The following is a 24,051-nucleotide window of genomic DNA, read 5'->3' on the forward strand; positions in this document are numbered from 1 at the left end:
ATTGTCTAAACTTAAAAATATCATTAAGGATATTAACAATAATGAAGATTTAGAAAATGTTAAGGTCTCCCTTTTAGAAAAATTTTACGAACTTCAGCAATTAGACAAACATTATAAAATTAAAGAAAATATCGTATTTCCTATCTTTGAAAAAAGCTATCCTGAATACAAATGTGTATTAATTATGTGGTCTGAACACGATGATGTTAGAAATACTCTAAAGCAACTTATAGATAAAATAAAAAATAACAGTTTAACTGTGGAAAAGTTTCATAAACTAATCGGCAAATTATTTTTCGATATTTATTCTTTAATACATAGGGAATCAAATATTTTATATCCGTTACTTTATCAACTTATAAATGAAAAAAAACAATCAGAAATGCTCAAAGAATGCATTGAACTTGGGCTTATTAATAATAACAACTTAGAAATAACGGATAATAAAAATTTAAATTTTAACGATGGAATTATTGAACTTGAAACAGGAAATTTAAGCCTACAGCAATTATCAGCAATATTCAATAACCTGCCTGTCGATATAACCTTTATTGACGACAAAGATGAAGTTAAATACTTTTCAAATCCTAAAGATAGAGTTTTTATAAGAACAAAGTCAGTTATAGGTAGAAAAGTGCAAAACTGTCACCCTCAAAAGAGTCTTCACACTGTGGAAAATATATTAAATGCCTTTAAAAAAGGTGATAAAGATAAAGCTGACTTCTGGATAAATATGCAAGGGAAAATGGTTTATATAAAATATTTTGCAGTAAGGGATAAAGATGGCAAATATATTGGAACTCTCGAAGTAACTCAAGATATTACAGAAATAAAAAAAATTGAAGGTGAAAAAAGGCTCCTTGATTGGAGTTGATAAGGGGATATTGCAAAAAAGTTATATTTTAAATTATTTTTGTTGACACATCACTTTTAAGCCTTTAATATTTGAAAGGGTAAAAAATGAGAAGAATAAAGAAAAAATAAATTGTGTGCCTTCCAACAAATCGTTGGGAGGCTTTTTTTTTTTTGTCAAAAGGAGGACTTATGAATGGGCGAGAAATTTTGAATGCGCACGAAATTGATAGTATTATCACAAGGTTGGCATTTCAGATTTTAGAAAAATGTCAGGATATCAGCAAAATGAAGCTAATAGGAATAAAAAGGCGAGGAGCTATATTAGCCGACAGAATAGTTCAGAAGATTAATGAATTTAAAAATACTTCTGTTGATGTGGGATATTTAGATATTACTCTATATAGGGATGACTTATCTGAAATATCCGATTTTCCTAAAATACTGGGCACAGAAATCAACTTTGACATAAAAGGTAAAAGCATATTCCTTATTGATGACGTAATTTTTACCGGTAGAACAGTGAGAGCAGCTATGGATGCAATAACTGACCTCGGACGCCCCAAAAAAATCGTTTTTGTAGCTCTAATAGACAGAGGCCATAGGGAGCTTCCAATTCAACCTGACTTTACAGGCAAGTATGTCCCAACAAGCCTTGATGAAAAAATTAATGTAATGCTTAAAGAAATAGATGCAATTGATTCTGTTACAATAGAAAAAATGTAAATTAACCATAGGGGTGAACTATGACATACACTAAAAAAGATTTAGTTGGAATGAAAAATCTGACTAAAGATGAAATCCTTTTTATCCTTGATCAAGCTGAAAAATTTAAAGAAATCAACAAAAGAGAAGTAAAAAAAGTCCCAACATTAAAAGGGAAAACAATTGTAAATCTATTTTTCGAACCTTCAACAAGGACGAGAACATCTTTTGAAATAGCAGGAAAAAGGCTTTCTGCTGACACAATAAATTTTTCCTCATCCTCAAGCAGTACTACGAAAGGCGAGACTTTAATCGATACCGTTAAAAACATCGAATCTATGAGCTCAGATATATTTGTGGTAAGACATGCCTATTCCGGTTCTGTAAAATTTATTGCAGAAAACACAAAAGCTGGCGTAATTAATGCCGGGGATGGGACAAATGAGCACCCTACACAAGCTCTTTTGGACTTATTAACCATTAAAGAACACAAGAAAAAATTAGAAGGATTAAATGTAGCCATTATAGGGGATATAACTCACAGCAGGGTCGCCAGATCTAATATATGGGCAATGAACAAACTCGGTATCAATGTCAAATTGTTTGGTCCTAAAACAATGCTTCCAAAAGAAACTACCCCCTTTGGATGTTACATCGCATCAAACATGGATGAAGCAGTAGAAGACTGTGATGTAATAATGATGCTTAGAATACAAAAAGAAAGGATGTCAACTGTATTACTCCCTTCTGATCGAGAATATGCCAAGTTTTTTGGCTTGAACAAAGCTAAGCTAAAAAAAGCTAAAAACGATTGTATTATCATGCATCCAGGACCAATTAACAGAGGGGTTGAACTTAGCACAGAGCTTGCAGATTGCAAACAGTCTGTAATACTTGACCAAGTTGAAAACGGAGTTGCAGTTAGAATGGCTGCATTATACATCGTTGCTAATAATATATAGTCAATATTTAGGAGGAATAAATGAGCATACTAATTAAAGGATTAAAGATAATAAATCATAACAGTACCGAAGAAGGTAATTTATTAATCGAAAAAGATACCATCAAAGCAATAACAAAAGAAACACCACAAGCAAAAGAAATTATTGATTTATCAGGACTTGTTGCAGTGCCAGGCCTCATAGATATGCATGTTCATTTTAGAGACCCCGGACTTGAATACAAAGAGGATATTATTTCAGGCAGTCAAGCTGCTGTTGCCGGAGGGGTTACTACATGTTTGCCCATGGCAAATACAAAACCGGTTAATGATAACTCAACCATAACAAAATATATGATTGAAAAGGCTAAACAGTGCGGATTAATAGACCTCTACCCTATCGGAGCAATCACCAAAGGGATGAAAGGCGAAGAATTAACAGAAATGGGTGATATGTTGGAAGCCGGTGCAGTTGCATTTTCTGATGATGGATTACCAGTAATGAATAGTGAAGTTATGAGACGTGCACTTGAATATATCAAAACATTTGGAAGCTTCATAATAAGCCATTCAGAAGATAAAAATCTTGCAGGCAAAGGTGTAATCCACGATGGTAAAGTTGCCACAATTACCGGCCTAAAAGGGATACCTGCTGAGGCTGAAGAGATAATGATTATAAGAGATATTCTGCTTGCTAAGGCTACTAAAAGTCGCATTCACATAGCTCATGTCAGTACAAAGGGCTCTTTAAAACTGATAAAGTGGGCTAAAGAGGAAGGGATAGATGTTACCTGTGAAGCAGCGCCTCATCACTTTTCTTTTGACGAAAATTGTCTTCTTGATTACGACACCAACTACAAAATGAATCCACCATTGAGAGAAAAAGAGGATTTGGAGGCTATTATTGATGGTCTTAAAAGCGGAATTATAGATGCCATTGCTACTGATCATGCACCACATCATAGAGATGAAAAATTTGTGGAGTTTGATAATGCTGCCTTTGGAATTACAGGGCTGCAAACACTTATCCCTCTTACTTTAAAACTGATTAAAGACAATAAACTTACATGGCAAGATTTTGTAAGACTAACATCTTACAACCCTGCAAAAATACTAAAATTTTCTGACAAAGGGGAATTAAAAGCGGGGAAAAAAGCAGATATTACAATCATTGACCCTGACTTTACTTATCTTTTTGACAATAAAATAAATAAGTCAAAATCAACAAACTCTCCATTGTTTGGAAAAGAATTAACTGGCATAGCAAAGCTTACGATAAAGGATGGGAAAATAGTACATAAACTTTAAAAAAGGTAAAAAAATCCCGGTCATGTGCTTCAAGAGGGGAGGAGGGAAGAAGCTTGGAATGACCGGGCCAACTTTTGAAGTTTCTATAACAAGTTATTTAAAATTGCAAGCAATTTTTAACCAAAAGTTATCCTAATTTTACTTATATGCATCTTTAAACAATTTATACTCAATAGAATCCACAAGTGCCTGATAACTTGCATCAATAATATTATGAGCTACCCCAACAGTACCCCATACATCCGTATCATCTTTAGACTCTATCAACACTCTCGTTACAGCTTTTGTCCCATCTTTACCTGTTAAAATTCTAACTTTGAAGTCCACCAAATTCATATTTTTCAGATTTGGATAAAACTTTTCAAGTGCCTTCCTCAATGCTTGGTCAAGTGCATTGACAGGTCCATTTCCTATTGCTGCTGTATGTTCAATCTCTCCGCCTACTCTTAACATAACAGTTGCTTCAGCAAAAGGGGGCTCAAGTGCACTTCTTTTTTCATCAATAACTCTAAAACTAAGAAGGTCAAAGAATTTTGTCAAATTACCCATATGCCTTCTTACGAGAAGCTCAAACGAAGCTTCTGCACCTTCAAACTGAAAGCCTTTGTTTTCAAGATCTTTAAGCTTTTCAAGTAATACATTAAGTTGAGGATCATTAGAGTCAATATCAAGCCCGAAATCTTTAGCCTTATAAATAAGATTACTTTTACCAGATAAATCTGAGACCAAAACCCTCTGCCGATTACCGACAAGCTCAGGCTCGATATGCTCATAAGTCCTTGCATTTTTCAATATTGCACTTACATGCACTCCGCCTTTATGCGCAAAAGCAGACCTTCCTACATAAGGCTGATGTATATTGTGTTTTAAGTTGCCAAGTTCATTAATTAGTCTTGAAACTGACCATAATCTTTTTAATTTCTCAGGACTAACACACTCAAAGCCATATTTTAATTGTAAATTTGGTATTACAGAGCATAAGTTTGCATTACCACAACGCTCTCCATATCCGTTTATAGTCCCTTGAACATGAACAATACCATTTTTTACAGCCAACACGGAATTTGCCACAGCACACTCACTATCATTGTGACAGTGAATTCCAAGCGGATAATCACCAAGCTCTTTTTTAACCACATTAATAATATCTACAATCTCATCAGGCATAGTCCCGCCATTTGTATCACAAAGTACAAGACAGTCAGCCTTTGCTTCTTTTGCAGCCATTAGAGTCTTAATGGCATATTCAGGGTTTGCCTTATAGCCATCAAAGAAATGTTCGGCATCGTAAAATACTGTGTCTACTTTTGATTTGAGATATGAAATTGAATCATTAATAATCTCAAGATTGTTTTCTAAGGAAATTTTTAAAGCCTCGGTAACATGCAAATCCCAAGTTTTACCAAAAATGGTGACATTGGGGGCTTCACTTTTCAAAAGAGCCTGAATATTCTCATCATTACTGCACTTTCTTTTGGCTCTACGTGTGCTTCCAAAAGCGGCAATATGCTTTTGATTTACTTTTGATTTTTTGATTTCTTCAAAAAATTCTATATCCCTGGGATTAGAGCCAGGCCAACCGCCTTCGATATAATCGATGCCGAAGTCAACAAGGACTTCGGCAATTCTGACTTTATCTTTTACTGTAAAATTTACGTCTTCAGCCTGTGTACCATCCCTTAATGTTGTATCATATAATATTATCTTACGAGACACTATCTCCCTCCGTTACAAATGCATCATGCAATACTCTTACAGCAAGCTCAGAAAATTTTTCATCTATTAAACAGGAAATTTTTATTTCACTGGTAGAAATCATCTGAATATTGATGTTGTTTTCAGCTAAAACCTCAAACATTTTAGCCGCAACACCGGCATGGCTCTTCATACCGACACCGACAATAGAAACCTTTGCAATATTTTCATCACTAACAACCCTGTCGGCACCAATTTTAGTACATACCTGATTGCAAACATCCATAGCTCTTAATAGATCAGTTTTTTGAACTGTAAATGACAAATCAGTTTTGTCTTGCAAACCAACATTCTGAATAATCATATCAACATTTATATTCTGCTTTGCAAGTTCGCCAAATATTTCAGCCGCAATCCCCGGTCTGTCCGGTACACCTACAATCGTAATCTTTGCTTGATTTTTATCAGATGTTACTCCTGAAACAATTACCTTTTCCATATCTTCATCCTCCTTAGTCACCAATGTGCCGGGCTTATCTTCAAGTGAAGATAAAACCATTATATCTACATTATATTTCATACCAAATTCAACACTTCTTGATTGCAATACTTTAGCTCCCAATGAAGCAAGCTCAAGCATCTCTTCGTAGGAAATCTTATCAAGTTTTTTTGCATTTTTAACAATTCTCGGGTCAGCAGTATAAACACCGTCAACATCCGTGTATATTTCACATACTTTAGCATCAAGCGCCGCCGCCACTGCAACAGCTGTAGTATCTGAGCCGCCTCTGCCGAGAGTTGTAATATCACCTGTAGCCGGGTAAATCCCTTGGAAACCGGCTACTATACATATTTTACCTTCAGCCAAAGCTTTCTTTAACCTTTCAGCGGTAATTTTTACTATCCTTGCTGCAGAGTGAGCACCGTCAGTAATCATACCAATTTGCGGTCCTGTAAAGGATATTGCATCGTATCCCATTGTTTTTAAAGTCTGAGCTACAAGTGCAATACTTGCTTGCTCACCAGTTGAAACCAATTGGTCATATTCTCTTAAATCATACTTAGGAGTAATAGATTTAAGCAAATTTATAAGTCTATCAGTTTCTCCTGCCATAGCAGAAACCGTTACAACCACGTCATGCCCCTCATCTTTCTTTTTAGCTATAATCTCAGCTACATTTTTAATCCTTTCAATGCTTCCAACACTTGTCCCACCAAACTTCATTACAACAATGCTCATGTATTCCTCCTAACTCTACTCTATATTTTGAGTTTTTATAAAATATTCAGCAACTTTATAACCGTCTTCAAAAATAAAACTTGGAACAATATTCTCATTATAATGTTTATTTTTATCAGGTCTTACATCTTTGCCATATATAATTGCAGGCACGGGCTCTGCAACATGTGTCCTCAAGGAAATTGGTGTAGGGTGGTCAGGAGAAATAAGAATCCTCATATCCATTTTTTTAGATGCTTCGATTAAAACAGGTAACACAATATTGTTAATATTTTCTACAGCCCTAATCTTCTCTTCAACACTGCCCATATGTCCGGCCTCATCAGGTGCTTCAATATGGATAAAAACATAATCATGATCATCTAATGCCTTTATAGCATACTCTGCCTTCCCTTTAAAATTAGTATCTATAAATCCTGTAGCACCGGGCACATCAATAATATCAAGCCCTGCATATACCCCTATTCCTCTAATCAGGTCAACAGCAGCAACAACCGCCCCTTTTACCCCATAAATCTCTTCAAAACTCTTTATTTCTGGCTTTCTACCTTGCCCCCAAAGCCAAATTGAATTTGCATTTTTAATATTTAATCTTTTGATAACCTCTCTGCTTTTTGCCATTATATCATTAATAAGCCCTGCTTGCTCACCTTTAGGTAAATAATCTAAAACAGGTTTACCCATTATGTCATGTGGAGGCGTCGTTGAAATATCAAAACTTCTATTTCTAACGACCATTATATTTCTATAACCTACACCTGAATAAAACTCTACACCCACATCTCTTAGCTCTTTGTTAAGTTCCTCTATAATTAGCTTTGCTTTTTTATTATCTATATGATGAGCACTAAAATCTTCCATTACATTGTAGTCATCACTTAACTTCACAATATTACATCTGAAAACAAAATCCTCTTCTGATATTTCAACACCAATACTTGCCGCCTCTATCGGGCTTCTGCCTGTATAAACATCTTTAGGATTATAACCAAACACACTTAAATTACATATATCACTACCAGGATACATACCTTTAGGTGTTGTATAAATAAGACCACATCTGCCATTTTCAGCTAAATAGTCGAAATTTGATGTATCAGCATACTCCAGAATAGTTTTATTATCTATTTCAGGTATCTTATAATCTGACATACCGTCACAAAGTAAAACTACATACTTCATTACTATCTACTCCCTTCAACACGTAAAACTACTGTCTTATCCCTAACATACTCGAGAGAATCAATTTCTGCAACTGCATTGTTTATATTTCTACCTTTTGTTTCATGAGTCATAAATACAAGTGGTACAACATCACCTGGTGCTCTGTCACCAGGCTGAATTGCAGACTTGATACTTATCCCATATTTGCCTAATACACCTGCAATTTTTGATAATACCCCCGGCTTATCAAGAGCAGAAAACCTCAAATAAAATGAAGATGTTATTTCATTTATATCCCTTACAGGATATTGAGGTTCATATTCACTTTTAAATCCGAGAGTCGGAACTCTTTTGGCACTACAGGAGGCAATATCTCTTGCAATTGAGATAATGTCACCGACAACAGCACTCCCCGTTGGGAGGCTACCTGCCCCTCTACCGTAATGTATCGTCCTATCCACTTTATCGGAAACAAGATAAATAGCATTAAAGACATCATTAACCTTAGATAAAATATACCTTTCAGGGATAATTGTAGGATGCACCCTTACCTCTATATCATCTTCATGTTTCTTTGCGATAGCAAGAAGCTTGATTTTGCAATTAAGCTTCTTGGCAAAATCTATATCAACCTGCTTGATATTTGATATCCCTTCCACAAATATTTCTTCAAAAGGTACTAACGTTTGAAAAGCAATTGAAGATAAAATAGCAATTTTATGTGCCGTATCAATCCCTTCAACATCAAAAGTAGGGTCTGACTCAGCATACCCTAACCTTTGAGCATCGGCCAAAACCTCGTCAAACTCTTTCCCTTCGCTTTCCATTTTAGATAAAATATAATTAGCCGTACCATTTATAATACCATAAATCTCATTTACATTATTTGCTGCAAGATCTTCTTTTAGTACTCTTATAATCGGTATACCGCCACCAACACTCCCTTCAAAACCCAAATACAAACCATTATCCTCTGACTTTTTAAATATCTCCTTACCATTAACAGCCAAAAGAGCTTTGTTTGCCGTTACTACATGCTTACCTTTATCAAGAGATTTCAGTATCACATCCTTTGCTACCGTATACCCACCGATTAATTCCACAACTATATCAATTTCGCTATCATTTATGATATCATCAATATTTTTCGTTTTAACTTCAATATCTTTAACATATTTATTTGTAATACTATCTATTCTTAAATCACAAACTGACTTTACATTTATATCTATACCGGTCTTATTTAAAATAGTGCTTCTATTATCCTTTAAAACAGTCAAAGTCCCCATACCGACTGTCCCAAGCCCTACTATACCAACGTTAATTTTACCAGAAGCCACAGACACCTCCAATCAGGTATAAAATTTCCGGAGATATTACTACTAAGAGGATAAGTTGTCAAGAAATGCTAAAAAAATTTTAACGATATTTACATTTTTATGCAAAAAAATATTGCCTTTCATCTTTAAAAAGTTTATTTACTATTTCGCTACATATTGAGATATTATAATATCTTAATATAACGATAATTAAGGAAATATAACATAGAGATGAGCAGTTACAACCTACTAACGCACTTCCAGCCCATTTTCAGCCTTAAAGATAATAAAATTATCGGTTTAGAGGCTCTTTCACGAGGGTTAACTCCTAATAATGATATTATATCTCCATATATTCTCTTTAAAGAAGCTGCTCTCAAAAACAATACTCTTATTTTGGACAGAAACTGCAGACTAAACGCACTAAAAAATTATTCGATAATTACAGATAAATATGATGACGATATCTTACTTTTTTTAAATGTGGATATCTCAATAATGGATAAATATACCATAGACTTTGGTTGGACATCTACGCAGGTTAAAATGTTTGGGTTAAAACCTTCAAACATTGTGCTCGAAATAATTGAAGACAAATGTGAGAATACACAAAAATTAATGGAATTTGTAGAGAATTACAGAAATCAAGGATTTTTAATAGCGATAGATGATTTTGGAACAGACAATTCCAATTTTAATAGAATTGTGGAAATTAAGCCCGATATTATTAAAATATCAGGGGAGCTAATACAAGGTATCAGTAAAAATTTTGTTAAAAAATCGATAGTTAAATCAATTGTTTCACTTTCCAAAAAAATTGGAACTGTAATAGTGGCAGAGTGTGTTGAATCTATCGATGATGTGATAAAATGTTTTGAAATAGGCATAGACCTTTTCCAAGGGTTTTACTTTGCAAAACCTCAAGAAATCAGCAACATATATGAAATTGCCCACATTATTTCTGAAAAATCCAAGGAGACATATAAAGAAATAGAAATTAATTCATTATTAAAGAAAAATATGATCAATAACTTTAACGATGTGATAACATCTATTGTTACTTTGATAAAACGACATGAAGAGTTTCATTTTGACAACTTACTTAAAGAGTTAAAACCACAGCTCAATAACGTGGAAAGTATCTATATACTGAATAATAACGGGATACAAATAAGCTCAATTTATTGCAAAGACTGCTCAAATGTTCTTAAAAGAAATATCATTTTCCGGTACGGAGATATAAACTCTGACCACTCTCAAAAGGATTACTTTTTAAATACATCTTGTCACTTAAACTCAAGATATATTACAGAAAAATATATATCTACAATCACTAACACCCTTGTAGTAACTGTTGCATCAAAATTCAGGAATATAGAAAATAAGGAATTTATCCTTTGTATTAATTTTGACATTGCAGAAATCGAAAGTAAGGCCTATAATTTGTTCACATATGAACAAACTTAGTCAAGAACCGTCACTTTATTTGAGGCAACATCAAAACAACCCTGTAAATTGGTTAACTTTAAGGGATAATCCATTTGAGTTAGCCAAAAGTGAGCATAAACCCGTTTTCATAAGTATCGGTTACTCCTCTTGCCATTGGTGTCACGTAATGTCAAGAGAGACATTTGATAATGAGCAAGTAGCTAATATATTAAACAATGACTTTATCTCTGTAAAAGTAGACAGGGAAGAATACCCGGATATTGATAAAAAATACCAATTCTACATCCAGCTTTTAGGAAAAAATGGAGGATGGCCTCTCTCAGTTTTTACAGATGATGATGGTATTCCTTTTTTCGCAGGAACTTACTTCCCTCCTAATGAAAGTTACGGAATCCCAGGGTTTATAGATATCTTAAACCAAATATCAAATTTTTACAAAAACGACAAAGGTAAATTAAAAGGAGTAAAAGAAGGATATTTTAATATTTTAATAGAGCAAAAGAAGATAGATAATTTTGAAACTTTAAACATAAAAGCATTTGCAGAAGGTATAGATAAATTGTTAGATATGGCAAATGGCGGGCTGAAAGGCACCACAAAATTTCCAAACATACCAACAATAATTGCTCTAACAAAAGAAAATTTTTACCATAACAAAAAAACACAAGATTTTCTAAACTTAACTGCATCAAAATTATGCACATCGGGAATATTCGACCATATTAACGGAGGCTTTTTCAGATATTGCATAGATGAAAGTTGGTTTGTCCCTCATTTTGAAAAGATGCTTTATGACAACGCATTAAATGTAAGTTTTCTTTCAAAAATGTATGAACTAACAAATAACAAAACTTACTTGCATACGGCTGAAATGACACTTGACTTTTTAATGGATGATTTTTTTACTGAACACGGTTTTATATCATCTATGAATGCTGAAAGTGAAGATTTTGAAGGTAACAGTTCAGAGGGATTTTATTATAAAATAAATGAAAATGATTTAAAAATACTCGATGAAAGTGAATTAATATTTATATCTGAAAAAATATATTTAAAAAACAATGTCATAAATATACAAACAAACGATTACAAAGATATATTAAAAACTCACACAATTCTAACCAAACTGAACAAGACGAAAAAAGCTCCTGACAAAGACTATAAGATTATTATAAGTTGGAACAGCCTCCTCGTAATAGCAATGTTAGACTATTTTGGAGTATCAGCGGATGATTTTTATTTTAATGCAGCACTTAATCTTTTTGGTAAACTTAAACAACATTTTGACGGAGCAAACTTATTTAGGATAAGATATAATGATACCCTTTTTGAGCATAGTTGCCTTGAAGACTACTCATATCTACTTGCAGCCACACAAAAAGTATTTGAAATAACTAAAGACGTTAAACTTAAAGCATTTGCAAAGCAATTAATCGAAGCTGCAAATAAGTTATTTTTCAAAGACGGTCTTTTATATTTTGATAAGAATCACTCAGTATTTGATACTTTTGATGAGGCTATTTACTCGGCCTTTGGCTTGTATGTTATCAACACAGTCTATTTCAGTAAATTTATTGACCTAAATGTTGATATTAAAACTTTGAAACTAATCGCTTTTGATAGATTTAATAAATTTCCATTAGCCCACCCTACCCTATTAAATCTACAAAATTATTAAATTAAAGTTTTTCTAATTTGTCAGCTCCTAAAATTTGAAAATATGATATAATATCTCATAATGTTATAGGAGGCGTATATGAAAGTAAGATTAACTTTCCTTCTTTTTCTCATTTTAACTACCGTTAGTTTTGTTTTTGCTGAAACAGGTGAAAAAAGAATAGTAGTGATTTGCGCAGGCTGCCACGGTACTGATGGTGCATCTGTAGGTGATTCGATTCCAATAATTGGGGGGCAAAAGGCTGATTATCTAAAAAAGGTTATGGAAGAATATAAAAATGATGAAAAAGCAGGCTCAGTCATGAATAAAATAGCAAAAGGCTACAGCGACGAAAGGATTAATTTTGTTGCAAATTACTTTTCAAGCAAAAAATGGGTAAATACCAACAAAATTTATGATAATAATCTGGCGAATAAAGGTAAAAAAATTGCTGAAGTATGTTATGACTGTCATGGCAAACTTGGTGAAGGTATTGAGGCTTACCCAAGAATAGCCGGTCAGCCTGTCTTTTACTTAAAGCAGGTTTTATTAGACTATAAAAATAGTGTGCTAAAAAGTGATGAAATGTCTTTTGTGAGTGAATACAGTGATGATGACTTGGAAGCACTTGCCAACTATTTCTCTTCAATAAGACGATAGGAGGGATAATATGTCAAACATTAATAGGAGAAGTTTTATCAAAAATACCACAGTTGGTGTAGCAGGGTTGTCAATATTTGGATGCGCAGGTAAATACCATTCGGAAGTTATACCAAAAAAAGGTAAGAGAGTTATTGTTGTGGGTGGTGGTTTTGGAGGCGCTACAGCAGCAAAATATATCAAACTCAATGACCCTACTATAGAAGTTATTTTGATAGAAAAAAATAGTTATTTTGTTTCATGCCCTATTTCCAACCTCGTAATTGTTGGATTAAAGGATATGAATTACATTACATTCAAATATGACTTACTTGAAAAAAACTACGGAATAAAAATCTTGCAGGCAGAAGCTTTGGAACTAAACCCGGAAAACAATACACTTATCACTACAAAAGGCGTACTAAAATATGATAAACTGATACTATCTCCTGGTATAGGTTTTATTGAAGATAATAACATTGGTTACTCATTAAATCTAACTGACAAAATTCCTCATGCCTGGAAAGCCGGTAAGCAAACTGAAATACTACGACAACAGCTAAGTGAGCTTAAAAAAGGAGGCACTGTAATTTTAAGGGTTCCAAAGTCTCCTTACCGTTGTCCACCAGGGCCTTATGAAAGAGCATCATTAATTGCCAATTTTATAAAAAGGAATAACTTGGGTGGGAAAATAATAATACTTGACTCCAACGATGACGTTACTTCCAAAGGGAAACTATTTAAAGCTGCTTGGAACAATTTCTACCGTAGAGAACTCGAATACTTTAGCCAAGTTGAAGTTCAAAATATTGATGCTGAAAATATGATAATAGATACAAATAAAGGAAAAATTAAAGGTGATATAATAAACTTCATACCTAATCAAAAAGCTTCAAATACTGCATTTAAACTTGGGCTTATTAAGGAAGATAAGCTTTGGGCATTTGTAAATTCATACACTTTTGAATCAGAGATATTTAAAAATGTGTATGTAATTGGTGATTCTACAAATACAGGTAGTGTAGGAACTGTTCCAAAATCAGGCTATATTGCAAATTCTATGGGTAAAGTAGTAGCTGAGTCTGTAGTATCATCGTTAAATGGAAAGATGCCGCCAAAACCATTTATGGCAAACGCATGTTACAGTATGGTAAGTGATACCGAAGCTATATGGGTAACTGCTGTATATGAATACAACGAAAATGTAAAAAGGACTATTACAATAAAGGGAGCTTCCGGGACACCTAAAACAAGATCAAAAATTGATGCCAAACATCAGCTCAGCTGGGCTGAAAATATCTGGAGTGACACTTTAATGTAAAAAAAGCAGCCTATTAAGGCTGCTTTTTTTTGCTGGTCTGTAAGCCGGATTCTGTACCTAATCTCTTAGGTGGTGATCATTTATCTGGGACAAGTATTGCTACTTGCCTCAAGCAGCCTACCCGCAAGCATCGGACGAGCAGCCCTCAAACACTTGCCTATTTGGCCTTGCACCGGGTAGGGTTTACCATGCCCTGACTGTCACCAGACAGGCGGTGAGCTCTTACCTCCCCTTTTCACCCTTACCAAGCACCTCATTGGTAGTATTTGGCTTAAAAATAGCACTCAATAATATGAGTTTTATTGTTTGCTCAAATAGATAAAGTGAGGTGCTCGGCGGTATATTTTCTGTGGCACTTTCCACGCCTTTCGACGTATCGGTGTTACCGATTACCCTGCTCTATGGTGTCCGGACTTTCCTCCCGAGATTATCCCGAGCGATCACCCGACCAGCAAAGATTATTATAGTAATTACAAAGAGATTTTAAAGGGCAAAATTCACAATTAGGCTTTTTTTTACAAAAGTCCTTACAAAGGTTCACTATAAACGCATGATATTCTTTATAAACATCTACGCTTGGCTCTACTAATTTATGAAACATTTCTTGCAAGTTATCATAATCTTCCGAATCATTAATCCCAAGTCTTTTAAATAATCTTTTAGTATATGCATCTATAACAAATATTGGCATATTTAAAGCATACAAAATTATTGAATCGGCAGTTTCCTTACCTACACCATTAACTGTCAGTAGACTTTTCCTAATATCGTAAACATTTTTATTTTTAATATTGTCAAACTTACCACCGCAAAATTCATTAAAAAAATTAAGCACATTTTTCAATCTTTTAGCTTTTAAATTGTAAAACCCTGATGGCTTAATCAAAGATTTCAAAAACTCATCATTTACATTGATTAATTTTTGAAAATCAAGCATACTATTCTCTTTAAGATTTTTGATGCTTTTCTCGACATTTGCCCAACTGGTATTTTGGGTCAAGACAGCCCCTACAATTATCTCCAATATCGATTCGGCAGGCCACCATCCGGTTTTCCCATAATGCTCTTCAAGTAATAAATACACCCGATTTATTCTTTCTTGCATTTGTCCAACCTTTTTGAAATAATATGTTTATGTTTGACTTATCACAACTAAACAATGAAATCAACATGATGAAATCTGAAACACTTTCCAGGTATGGGAAAAAAGTAGATATCATCTGCACGTTAATAGAAAAAGAAAAACATTTTTTGGCTCGAAACGAAAAAATACTTATTAAAATCGAAAAAAAAATACCATTATTAAAACGAAAAAAGAAAAAAATATACGATAAAGTTTTGGAGAATGTTCAAAATAAAACAACTAAATCAAAAATAAAGATTGAGAAGATGTTAAAGTTAAAAGAAAAATATATTAATGAATATAAAACTCAAAGAGAAGCCTTAGGAATATTAGACCACACATTTATAGATGAATTTTATGACTAAATAATCAACATATTTTCTTCTATTTCTCAAAGCAATTCCATAATAAAATTAAAGTTTGTTATTTAATTACCGATTGAAATTAAGAGGTCAATATGGATAATATACTATTCCCTACTATAGCAGTTATAGGAAACACTGGCAATAACAGCCGCTTAAAAAGTGAAGTGAGAAAAAAATTCCGATTTAATGGAAAAGTTATTCATATCAGACCGGGCAGAGTAGATGAAAATGGAAAATCTACACTTGTAATTACGACTGAATTAAGTTTAAAAGAGCTCGAATCATTAAAAGGAAAAGAGGTAATTATTATTGCAGAATAAGTAGTTGAAAAAGAAGCCGGCATCCTGCCGGCAATGGACGATCCTTCTAACAGCGTGGTTGTTCCACTACTGCTAAATATATTATAGCATAATATATGCCATTATATGTTCAATTTTATTATGAAGGCACCTATAGATATAATTATTGCCCCTACAATTCGTTTCAAATACAATTTTTCCTTTAAAAAGTAGATTCCAAGCAAGACTCCAAAAACAGCGTTAATTTGACGTAAAGATGTAGCATAAGAAACATTCATATATACAAGCCCTAATCTATAACTCAAAAACGACAAGAATATTATCACCCCACCAATTAAAACATATATTTTATTTTTATCAAATTCTTCTAAATGATTCTTATATTTTAATTTCGCCTGAATTGTCAAAAACATCGTCATAAAAACAACAAGTGAGTAAACATATAATATGAAATTACTATTAGATACACCAAACTTATCAACAATAGCCCCAAAAGAGTAAAATACTGCTGACAAGATTGCAAATATTATTCCTTTTGTATCAAGGCTAACTTTCATTTTGGTGGAATGCATTATCATCACACCAATAAGTATTATTAATATTCCAAATAACCCAAAAAATGAAATTTCTTCACCTATAAAAAACTTAGCCCATATAACAACGAGAAGTGGGGATGCGGTTGTTATTGGATATACAAGAGATGCATCTGTTAAGTTATAACTAGTTGATAAACATAGATGATACAGTGTAAAACAAATAGCAGCTAAAAGCCCTAAAAATATTGTTCTTAAATCAAACATTAAACTGTTTTTGAAAAAAAATACGGTAATTATTGTAAAAATAAAAAGGTTTACCAGATGCATCTGGTAATTAAATATGTATTTATTATTAGATTTTTTTAATAGAATATTCCAACAAGAGTGGGTGAAGGCACTAAAGATGACTAATATAAATCCAATCATAGTTATTTTTAATAATTCTGATTTAATTATAAATCAAGCACTATATTCAAAAAACGTTTATTTATCATATCGTCGTTATATAACTAATCTTCCAAATCAATAAAATTTACAAATAGCCTTTATTTACTAATTAAATTAAGGATATAACATACAAAAAATTACATTATTTTGTATACAATATACAATAAAATCGTTGACAATAGAAAATTATAATGCTAAAAAATAAACAACGGTTTAAAAAATAAGAACACTAATTCCAAGGAGGTTTATATGTCATTAAAGGAAGTATTAGCCAAGAAGATTGAAGCACACAGACCTAGAACTACCAGACTTGTTAAAGAATATGGTGATGTTAAGGTTGGAGAGGTTACAATTTCGCAAGTTATTGGTGGGATGAGAGGAATAAAATCATTAGTTACAGATATTTCTTACCTTGACCCTATGGAAGGTATTCGTTTTAGAGGGATGACTATTCCTGAGACTTTTGCAGCTTTGCCAAAAGTGCCTGGTTCAGAATATCCTTACGTAGAGGGTTTTTGGTGGTTGCTTCTCACTGGTGATGTTCCTACAATGGAGCAAACTCTTGAAGTAGTAGCTGACTGGAAAGCTCGCTCACAAGTTCCTGAATATGTTTGGGACATTTTAAGAACTATGCCAAGAGATACTCACCCAATGACTATGTTCTCAGCGGCAATTCTTGCTATGCAGAGAGAGTCTATTTTTGCTAAAAACTATGCAGCAGGTAAATTCAACAAGATGACTTGTTGGGAAGATATGTATGAAGATTGTAACAATCTTCTTGCAAAATTACCAACAATCGCTGCTTATATCTACAGAATGAAGTATAAGGGAGATACTCCAATTGCTCCAAATCCTGAGCTTGACTGGGGTGGAAACTTTGCTCACATGATGGGCATCGGCAAACCTTATGATGATGTTGCAAGAATGTATTTCATTCTTCACTCTGACCACGAATCTGGAAACGTATCAGCTCATACAACTCACCTTGTTGCATCAGCTCTTTCTGATGCTTACTACTCACTTTCAGCCGGTATTAACGGCCTTGCAGGTCCACTTCATGGTCTTGCTAACCAAGAAGTACTTGCTTGGACACAAAACTTTATGCAAAAACTTGGTGGTAAACTTCCTACTAAAGAAGAGTTGGAAAAAGCTCTTTGGGATACACTTAATTCAGGTCAGGTTATTCCTGGATACGGTCACGCTGTTCTTAGAAAAACTGACCCAAGATATACTTCACAAAGAGAATTCTGTCTTAAGACTCCTGGGCTTAAGGACTACCCATTATTCCAGCTTGTTAGCATGATTTATGAAGTAGCTCCAAAAGTTCTTATGGAGCATGGTAAAGCTAAAAATCCATGGCCAAACGTTGACGCTCAGTCTGGTGTTATTCAGTGGTACTACGGTGTTACTGAGTACGATTTCTACACTGTATTGTTTGGTGTTGGTCGTGCCCTTGGTGTTCTTGCTAACATTACTTGGGACAGAGCTCTTGGTTATCCTATTGAAAGACCAAAATCTGTTACTACTGATATGCTTGAAGAAATCGCAGGAATTAAAAAGTAATATATTAAAGGCCCCTTATGGGGCCTTTTTTAATTTGTACAATTTGTTAATTTTATACTTTGATATATCACTATTTTTAACAAGCGCTTAGTACTATAACTATTTTAGCCTTATAATACCCTAAATATTTTAGAGTAATCAATATAATATCCATACCAACAATTTGAAAACTATTTATAACAGGTGAAATTACACAAGGTACAGAGAAAGTAAATCAAATAAAATCAGAGCTAAACTATGGTTATCAGCGGAATTAAAAAAGAAAAATAATATTGCGACATAAAGCTACAAAATTGGAATAATGGCAATTTATGCTATCTTAAAAAAAGCTATAAAAGCATTCCATCTTTTGCAATAATCGTGTTTGGGCATATTTTCAGTGCCAACAAATGCATCTTTTCAAGCTCTTTATCTGTATATTCTGGATTATGGTGAAATAATACCAAACTCTTTACATTTGCTTTCTTGGCTATTTCACAACCCTTTACATATGTAGAGTGCCCCCATCCTTTCTTAGACACACCATCAATTAAACCTTCATAATCATCGGGGAAATATGTGGTATCAAATATTAAATAATCAGCTCTCCTTGCAAACTCTATTAGACTGTTATCAGACTGATCAGAATGTTCATAGTCTGTTGCATAAATATACCTCTTATCATCAGTATAAATCTTATAAACCAATGCACCATTAGGATGATTTCCAGCCATATATTCTATATCAATACCTTCAAAGGAAAATTTTTTCTGATTCGAAACCAACTTGAGGCTCAATTTAGCATTAAATACTTCTATCCCAACAGGAAAAAATGGTTTTTTATAAATATTTGACAAGAATTCATCTATCCCTTTAAAGCCATATTTTTCACTAACATAAAAATTAATTTTAACGTCCTTATAAAATAATGGTTTAAACCCTAATATGCCGATCAAATGATCCCAATGTAAATGTGAAAAGAAAATATTAAACTCAGTGATTCCGTCCAAGTCCTGCTTTGTTAAGCTCTGAACACCCGTCCCCATATCAAATAAAACAGCTCTATCACCTAAAGTTGCAATGAGTGATGATGTGTATGATCCATATTTATTAAACTCTACACCATACACACTGTTAGTACCACGACAACCTAAGATTTTTAGCACTTAAACCTCTTGTAAAGTTTAACTGAATTCCCTTTTTCATTGTATTCTATTTCATCAAAATACATCTTAGCTATCATTATTCCTCTGCCATGTAACTTTAATAAATCATCTTCATTCTTTTCACTTGCTTTTTTCACATTAAAACCTTTACCCATATCTGTAACTCTTACTTCAAAATATTCATTATTGTAAAAGATATTAACGGTAACATATCTTTTAGAAAATTCATCCCTTTGAAGTCTCTCATTTAGCATATCCGTATAAGTCCCTTTTTCCGTACTTTCAAACTTTTCATCACCGGTTATTTCAAGGTTACCATGCTCAATCCCGTTAGTAATGATTTCAGATAGTCCTATCCTAAGCTTTTGAATGTCTGAAATACTACAAAAGCAACTCAATTCTTTTGTAATATTGTAAACAATTTTATCTACTTCAAAGATATTGTTACGTATAATAAATTCTTTATGAATAAATTTTGGGTAAAATCCATCTGAAAAAAAACCAATCTTACCACCATGATAAATAGTATCTATCAACATTCTAAACTGAATGATGTCAAATGATTCACTTAGTTCATACACACATTTTTTAGATTCCTTTTGTCCAATAATGACAATAGGCAATTCACCACAATCAAACTTTTGTTCAGAATCCGCAACATCAGTAATATAAAAAATAAAGCCATAGTCGATTTCGCAGGGGTTATCTACAAAATTCACACAATCAATCTCTTCAAGTTCACTATACTTTTGAACTTTTTGAAGTATGTTGTAATTTTCAATAAAACATGCTATTTTTTTCATATGTAAATTATAACATAAATTTTAACAAAATAAACTTTTTTTTGAATTTTATATTAAAGAATTAAGGAGGGCATATGTTACCAAAAGAAATCTTTAGACAGTATGACATAAGAGGTATTGTACCAAAAACTTTTAACCAAGAAATAGCTTGCAATATTGCTAATGTTTTTGGCTATCAAATAAAGGAAAAACTACAAAAAAATAATCCGGTCGTATCTGTTGGAAGGGATGTTAGAATATCTTCTGACGATATATTCAAAGGTGTTTTAAAAGGGCTAAATGATGCAGGCTGTAATGTTATAGAGCTCGGACACTGCCCTACCCCTGTAACCTATTTTAGCGCATTTCATCTCAAAACAGATGCTTTTTTAATGATTACAGGGAGTCACAACCCGTCTGATTATAACGGAATGAAGCTTGGTATAGGCAAATCTACTTACCACTCTGAGCTTATCACTTCCATGTATGAAGATTTTTTAAAATATGGATACAGAGAAGAAAAAGAGAAAGGTAGCCATTCAACTTATGACATAAAGCGGGAATATATAAAGTGGACTTTAGAGCATTTTAAAACTTTGAAAGAAAAAATTAACAATATTGACAGAAAAATAACTATCGTCCTTGATGCAGGTAACGGAGTAGCCTCAGATGTGGCTCCAGAGATTTTCAAAAACTTAGGAGTAAATGTTGTTGAGTTATATTGTGAATATGATGGTAACTTTCCAAATCATCATCCAGACCCAACTGTTGAAGAAAACTTAAAAGATGCAAAAGATAAGATAAAAGTAACAAATGCAGACTTTGCTGTTGCTTATGATGGGGATGCCGATAGAATTGGGGTTGTTGATAATGAGCAAAATGTAATCTGGGGGGATATGCTCATACTTATTCTCGCCAGAGAGATTGCTAAAACTATAAAAAGACCTACAATTATTGCCGATGTAAAGGCATCTCAGGTATTATTTGATGAGCTAAAAAAAGATGGCATAAATGCAATAATGTGGAAAACCGGACATTCCCTGATAAAGTCAAAATTAAAAGAAACAAATGCTGAGCTTGCCGGAGAAATGAGTGGTCACATATTTTTTGCGGACAGATATTTCGGATATGATGATGCAATCTACTCATCAGTAAGATTTTTAGAATCTTATGTAAATGAACTAATATCAGGCAAAATAACAAAAGTGTCAGACCTTTTAAGAAATGTTCCAAAAGTGTATAATACTCCGGAAATAAGGTTTGAATGTGAAGAATCAAGAAAATTTGAAATAGTTGAAAATTTGGCTAAAAAGTTTGACGAATATAAAAAGAACAATAAGTTTGGAGTAAAAGATATTATTACAATTGACGGTATTAGAGTTATTTTTGAAAAAGGTTGGGGGCTATTAAGAGCAAGCAATACACAACCTGTATTAGTAATGAGGTTTGAAGCCACCGATTTAAATTCTATGAATAGCTATAAAGATATTTTTGAAAAAGAACTAAATTCACTTTAAAGAAAAAGGGCAGTAAAACTGCCCTTTTTTATATATTAGGTCCACCTTTAGCAATATCTGTTTTATCATCAGATTGAAATTTTTTGAAATTCTCTACAAAGTTTTTAGCTAAATTTTTTAGACTTTCATTGTACTTATCTTTATCTTCCCAAGCAAGCTCAGGATGTACAACATTTTCAGGAATACCAGGGATTTCTTTTGGTATGCCAAAGCCAAACACTTCATTTCTTACAAATGCTGACTTTTCCAAACTTCCATTTAAAATAGATTTTATAATTGCCCTTGTATGCTTAATTTTAAATCTATCACCTACTCCATACGGCCCGCCGGTAAGCCCTGTATTTACTAACCAACATGTAACATCATGTTTCGTTATTCTTTCTCCCAAAAGCTCTGCATACCTAAACGGGTGATGTACCATAAAAGGTGCCCCAAAACATGCACTAAATACCGCCTTAGGCTCTGTAACCCCTTTTTCCGTCCCTGCAACCTTAGCAGTATACCCTGAAACAAAGTGATACATCGCTTGCTCTTTGCTAAGTTTTGCTACCGGAGGCAATACGCCAAAAGCATCATATGTTAAAAATATAATATTTTTTGGATGTTTACCTTTACCATCTTCTATAATCTTAGGAAGGTGAGTAATAGGGTAAGAAGCTCTTGTATTTTCAGTGAGAGAATCATCGTCAAGGTCAATTCTCCTTGTTTCAACATCAATTGCAACATTTTCCAAAACTGTCCCAAATTTTCTAGTAGTTTCATATATATCAGGCTCAGCTTCTTTAGAAAGATTAATCACCTTTGCATAACATCCACCTTCAATATTGAAAACACCGCTATCATTCCAACCGTGTTCATCATCCCCAATCAAATATCTTTCTGGGTCTGTTGAAAGAGTTGTTTTTCCTGTTCCAGATAGTCCAAAAAATAGTGCTACATCACCATTTTCTCCTACATTGGCTGAACAGTGCATAGACATAATATCTTTTTTAGGTAGCAAGTAATTCATAACTGTAAAAATTGATTTCTTTATTTCGCCTGCATAGCTTGTACCACCTATCAAGACAAGTTTTTCTTCAAAATTTACTATTATAAATGTCTCAGAGTTTGTTCCATCTTCATCAGGATTAGCATGAAATCTTGGCAAATCTATCACGGTAAAATCAGGCTTAAAGTTTTCAAGGTTTTCTTTATTTAATTCTCTTATAAACATATTTCTTGCAAAAAGTGAGTGCCATGCATACTCGGAAATTACCCTAACCTTAAGCCTTGTTTCTTCATCGCTTCCTGCATAGCAATCTTGAACAAAAATCTCTTTCGTCTGCAAATAAGCCTTAATCTTGCTGTAGATTTTTTCAAAAGATTCTTTACTTATCGGTTTGTTATCTTTAGACCAATACACATCACTTGTACTAGGTAAATCAACAATATATTTATCGTTTGCTGACCTTCCAGTATGATGCCCTGTCCTAACTACAACAGGTCCTAAATGGGCAATAATCCCCTCACTCCTTTTGACAATTGCCTCATAAAGTGCTGGTGTTGTCAAGTTTCTATTAACTTGTGCAACATTTTTAAATCCATAGATATCCAAAATGCTCTCTTTCATATATCCCCCTTTTAAAAAACTGTTGAAAAAGCGTGGCATTTTATTATAATTCTTTGATGCTTGTAAACAGTTTTTTTATATCTGATATACCCGAATCGGAAATAAAAAAGGAAAAAGACAAAGCCAGAGCTTTAAGAAAAAAACAATGGTGGAAAAATCAAATATCACAAGGCATTTGTCATTATTGTGGCAGAAAATTTTCACCAGAAGAGTTGACAATGGATCATATTGTTCCACTTATACGAGGCGGTAAAACCACTAAAGGAAATGTAGTACCTGCTTGCAAAGAATGTAATAACAAAAAGAAATATATGCTTCCAATTGAATGGGCAGAATATCTCGAAAACTTAAAAAACAAATGAATATATGGGAGAAT

Annotated in this window: 21 protein-coding genes, 1 other RNA gene and 1 pseudogene; 13 read left to right on the forward strand and 10 right to left on the reverse strand. The window is 33.3% G+C overall.

The annotated features are described in order from the left end of the window. The 4 genes from LF845_RS10400 to LF845_RS10415 form a co-directional block, all read left to right on the forward strand. Window positions 1-874 (forward strand): PAS domain-containing protein (locus tag LF845_RS10400; RefSeq protein WP_242820953.1); only part of this gene is annotated, 874 nt, incomplete at its 5' end. A gap of 170 nt (window positions 875-1,044) precedes the next feature. Further along, window positions 1,045-1,578, forward strand: a complete 534-nt coding sequence (pyrR, locus tag LF845_RS10405) for a bifunctional pyr operon transcriptional regulator/uracil phosphoribosyltransferase PyrR (protein ID WP_242820954.1) — start codon at window positions 1,045-1,047, stop codon at window positions 1,576-1,578. Between the two features lie 20 nt (window positions 1,579-1,598). Further along, the gene (locus LF845_RS10410; RefSeq protein WP_242820955.1) at window positions 1,599-2,519 is read left to right on the forward strand and encodes an aspartate carbamoyltransferase catalytic subunit; all 921 of its coding nucleotides are present in this window, start codon (window positions 1,599-1,601) and stop codon (window positions 2,517-2,519) included. Between the two features lie 20 nt (window positions 2,520-2,539). Then, window positions 2,540-3,805, forward strand: coding sequence for a dihydroorotase (locus tag LF845_RS10415; RefSeq protein ID WP_242820956.1), 1,266 nt, complete (start codon window positions 2,540-2,542; stop codon window positions 3,803-3,805). Between the two features lie 138 nt (window positions 3,806-3,943). Here the strand turns inward: LF845_RS10415 and cimA are convergent, their stop codons facing one another. The 4 genes from cimA to LF845_RS10435 are packed head-to-tail and all read right to left on the reverse strand — an operon-like array spanning window position 3,944 to window position 9,244. Then, complete coding sequence (cimA, locus tag LF845_RS10420; RefSeq protein ID WP_242820957.1) at window positions 3,944-5,521, reverse strand: citramalate synthase; 1,578 nt, start codon at window positions 5,519-5,521, stop codon at window positions 3,944-3,946. After that, entirely contained in the window at window positions 5,511-6,740 is a 1,230-nt protein-coding gene (locus LF845_RS10425; protein ID WP_242820958.1) for an aspartate kinase, read from the reverse strand. Before LF845_RS10425 ends, cimA begins: the two co-directional genes overlap by 11 nt. Before the next feature lie 15 nt (window positions 6,741-6,755). Next, complete coding sequence (locus LF845_RS10430; RefSeq protein ID WP_242820959.1) at window positions 6,756-7,922, reverse strand: cofactor-independent phosphoglycerate mutase; 1,167 nt, start codon at window positions 7,920-7,922, stop codon at window positions 6,756-6,758. A gap of 2 nt (window positions 7,923-7,924) precedes the next feature. Beyond that, window positions 7,925-9,244: a homoserine dehydrogenase gene (locus tag LF845_RS10435; RefSeq protein WP_242820960.1), complete on the reverse strand. Its 1,320-nt coding sequence runs from the start codon at window positions 9,242-9,244 to the stop codon at window positions 7,925-7,927. Between the two features lie 210 nt (window positions 9,245-9,454). Here LF845_RS10435 and LF845_RS10440 point away from each other — a divergent pair, with 210 nt between their 5' ends. From LF845_RS10440 to LF845_RS10455, 4 genes are all read left to right on the forward strand, one after another. Further along, complete coding sequence (locus LF845_RS10440; RefSeq protein WP_242820961.1) at window positions 9,455-10,690, forward strand: EAL domain-containing protein; 1,236 nt, start codon at window positions 9,455-9,457, stop codon at window positions 10,688-10,690. Next, window positions 10,677-12,350: a thioredoxin domain-containing protein gene (locus LF845_RS10445; protein ID WP_242820962.1), complete on the forward strand. Its 1,674-nt coding sequence runs from the start codon at window positions 10,677-10,679 to the stop codon at window positions 12,348-12,350. Before LF845_RS10440 ends, LF845_RS10445 begins: the two co-directional genes overlap by 14 nt. Before the next feature lie 78 nt (window positions 12,351-12,428). Next, window positions 12,429-12,989 (forward strand): c-type cytochrome, encoded by a 561-nt coding sequence (locus LF845_RS10450; protein ID WP_242820963.1) that lies wholly within the window; start codon window positions 12,429-12,431, stop codon window positions 12,987-12,989. A gap of 10 nt (window positions 12,990-12,999) precedes the next feature. Next, window positions 13,000-14,289, forward strand: a complete 1,290-nt coding sequence (locus LF845_RS10455; protein ID WP_242820964.1) for an NAD(P)/FAD-dependent oxidoreductase — start codon at window positions 13,000-13,002, stop codon at window positions 14,287-14,289. A gap of 24 nt (window positions 14,290-14,313) precedes the next feature. Here the strand turns inward: LF845_RS10455 and rnpB are convergent. Then, an RNA gene (gene rnpB, locus LF845_RS10460) (RNase P RNA component class A) lies at window positions 14,314-14,745 on the reverse strand. 133 nt (window positions 14,746-14,878) lie between these two features. Continuing rightward, a pseudogene (locus tag LF845_RS12085) lies at window positions 14,879-15,394 on the reverse strand (endonuclease); the annotation flags it as partial. Between the two features lie 29 nt (window positions 15,395-15,423). On the opposite strand from LF845_RS12085, the gene LF845_RS10465 reads away from it, so the two are divergent. Beyond that, window positions 15,424-15,777 carry a hypothetical protein gene (locus LF845_RS10465; RefSeq protein ID WP_242820965.1) on the forward strand — a complete coding sequence of 118 codons (354 nt, stop codon included), beginning with the start codon at window positions 15,424-15,426 and terminating at the stop codon, window positions 15,775-15,777. A 92-nt stretch (window positions 15,778-15,869) separates the two neighbouring features. Further along, the gene (locus LF845_RS10470; RefSeq protein WP_242820966.1) at window positions 15,870-16,097 is read left to right on the forward strand and encodes a hypothetical protein; all 228 of its coding nucleotides are present in this window, start codon (window positions 15,870-15,872) and stop codon (window positions 16,095-16,097) included. Window positions 16,098-16,198: 101 nt separating this feature from the next. Here the strand turns inward: LF845_RS10470 and LF845_RS10475 are convergent, their stop codons facing one another. Next, window positions 16,199-17,038, reverse strand: coding sequence for a DMT family transporter (locus tag LF845_RS10475; RefSeq protein ID WP_242820967.1), 840 nt, complete (start codon window positions 17,036-17,038; stop codon window positions 16,199-16,201). A gap of 270 nt (window positions 17,039-17,308) precedes the next feature. On the opposite strand from LF845_RS10475, the gene LF845_RS10480 reads away from it, so the two are divergent. Further along, the gene (locus LF845_RS10480) at window positions 17,309-18,622 is read left to right on the forward strand and encodes a citrate (Si)-synthase (RefSeq protein ID WP_242820968.1); all 1,314 of its coding nucleotides are present in this window, start codon (window positions 17,309-17,311) and stop codon (window positions 18,620-18,622) included. A 329-nt stretch (window positions 18,623-18,951) separates the two neighbouring features. On the opposite strand, the gene LF845_RS10485 is transcribed toward LF845_RS10480, so the two are convergent. Next, window positions 18,952-19,767 carry an MBL fold metallo-hydrolase gene (locus tag LF845_RS10485; protein ID WP_242820969.1) on the reverse strand — a complete coding sequence of 272 codons (816 nt, stop codon included), beginning with the start codon at window positions 19,765-19,767 and terminating at the stop codon, window positions 18,952-18,954. Continuing rightward, window positions 19,761-20,570, reverse strand: a complete 810-nt coding sequence (locus LF845_RS10490) for an ATP-binding protein (RefSeq protein ID WP_242820970.1) — start codon at window positions 20,568-20,570, stop codon at window positions 19,761-19,763. The genes LF845_RS10485 and LF845_RS10490 overlap by 7 nt, the downstream gene beginning before the upstream one ends. Before the next feature lie 74 nt (window positions 20,571-20,644). Between LF845_RS10490 and LF845_RS10495 the strand changes: the two genes are divergently transcribed. Beyond that, complete coding sequence (locus tag LF845_RS10495) at window positions 20,645-22,066, forward strand: phosphomannomutase/phosphoglucomutase (RefSeq protein WP_242820971.1); 1,422 nt, start codon at window positions 20,645-20,647, stop codon at window positions 22,064-22,066. Window positions 22,067-22,094: 28 nt separating this feature from the next. Here the strand turns inward: LF845_RS10495 and pckA are convergent, their stop codons facing one another. Further along, complete coding sequence (gene pckA / locus LF845_RS10500) at window positions 22,095-23,675, reverse strand: phosphoenolpyruvate carboxykinase (ATP) (protein ID WP_242820972.1); 1,581 nt, start codon at window positions 23,673-23,675, stop codon at window positions 22,095-22,097. Between the two features lie 56 nt (window positions 23,676-23,731). Between pckA and LF845_RS10505 the strand changes: the two genes are divergently transcribed. After that, complete coding sequence (locus tag LF845_RS10505) at window positions 23,732-24,037, forward strand: HNH endonuclease (RefSeq protein WP_242820973.1); 306 nt, start codon at window positions 23,732-23,734, stop codon at window positions 24,035-24,037. The last annotated feature ends 14 nt before the right edge of the window (window positions 24,038-24,051 follow it).

Source organism: Deferrivibrio essentukiensis (assembly GCF_020480685.1).
GTDB classification, from domain to species: Bacteria; Chrysiogenota; Deferribacteres; order Deferribacterales; family Deferrivibrionaceae; genus Deferrivibrio; species Deferrivibrio essentukiensis.

Coding starts and splice junctions, on each gene's coding strand:
- LF845_RS10430 (WP_242820959.1), bottom strand. CDS start 7,922: ATGAAGTATGTAGTTTTACTTTGTGACGGTATGTCAGATTATAAGATA.
- LF845_RS10450 (WP_242820963.1), top strand. CDS start 12,429: ATGAAAGTAAGATTAACTTTCCTTCTTTTTCTCATTTTAACTACCGTT.
- LF845_RS10455 (WP_242820964.1), top strand. CDS start 13,000: ATGTCAAACATTAATAGGAGAAGTTTTATCAAAAATACCACAGTTGGT.
- LF845_RS10505 (WP_242820973.1), top strand. CDS start 23,732: ATGCTTGTAAACAGTTTTTTTATATCTGATATACCCGAATCGGAAATA.
- LF845_RS10480 (WP_242820968.1), top strand. CDS start 17,309: ATGTCATTAAAGGAAGTATTAGCCAAGAAGATTGAAGCACACAGACCT.
- LF845_RS10465 (WP_242820965.1), top strand. CDS start 15,424: ATGTTTGACTTATCACAACTAAACAATGAAATCAACATGATGAAATCT.
- pyrR (WP_242820954.1), top strand. CDS start 1,045: ATGAATGGGCGAGAAATTTTGAATGCGCACGAAATTGATAGTATTATC.
- pckA (WP_242820972.1), bottom strand. CDS start 23,675: ATGAAAGAGAGCATTTTGGATATCTATGGATTTAAAAATGTTGCACAA.
- LF845_RS10445 (WP_242820962.1), top strand. CDS start 10,677: ATGAACAAACTTAGTCAAGAACCGTCACTTTATTTGAGGCAACATCAA.
- LF845_RS10415 (WP_242820956.1), top strand. CDS start 2,540: ATGAGCATACTAATTAAAGGATTAAAGATAATAAATCATAACAGTACC.
- LF845_RS10440 (WP_242820961.1), top strand. CDS start 9,455: ATGAGCAGTTACAACCTACTAACGCACTTCCAGCCCATTTTCAGCCTT.
- LF845_RS10470 (WP_242820966.1), top strand. CDS start 15,870: ATGGATAATATACTATTCCCTACTATAGCAGTTATAGGAAACACTGGC.
- LF845_RS10490 (WP_242820970.1), bottom strand. CDS start 20,570: ATGAAAAAAATAGCATGTTTTATTGAAAATTACAACATACTTCAAAAA.
- LF845_RS10425 (WP_242820958.1), bottom strand. CDS start 6,740: ATGAGCATTGTTGTAATGAAGTTTGGTGGGACAAGTGTTGGAAGCATT.
- LF845_RS10475 (WP_242820967.1), bottom strand. CDS start 17,038: ATGATTGGATTTATATTAGTCATCTTTAGTGCCTTCACCCACTCTTGT.
- LF845_RS10495 (WP_242820971.1), top strand. CDS start 20,645: ATGTTACCAAAAGAAATCTTTAGACAGTATGACATAAGAGGTATTGTA.
- LF845_RS10410 (WP_242820955.1), top strand. CDS start 1,599: ATGACATACACTAAAAAAGATTTAGTTGGAATGAAAAATCTGACTAAA.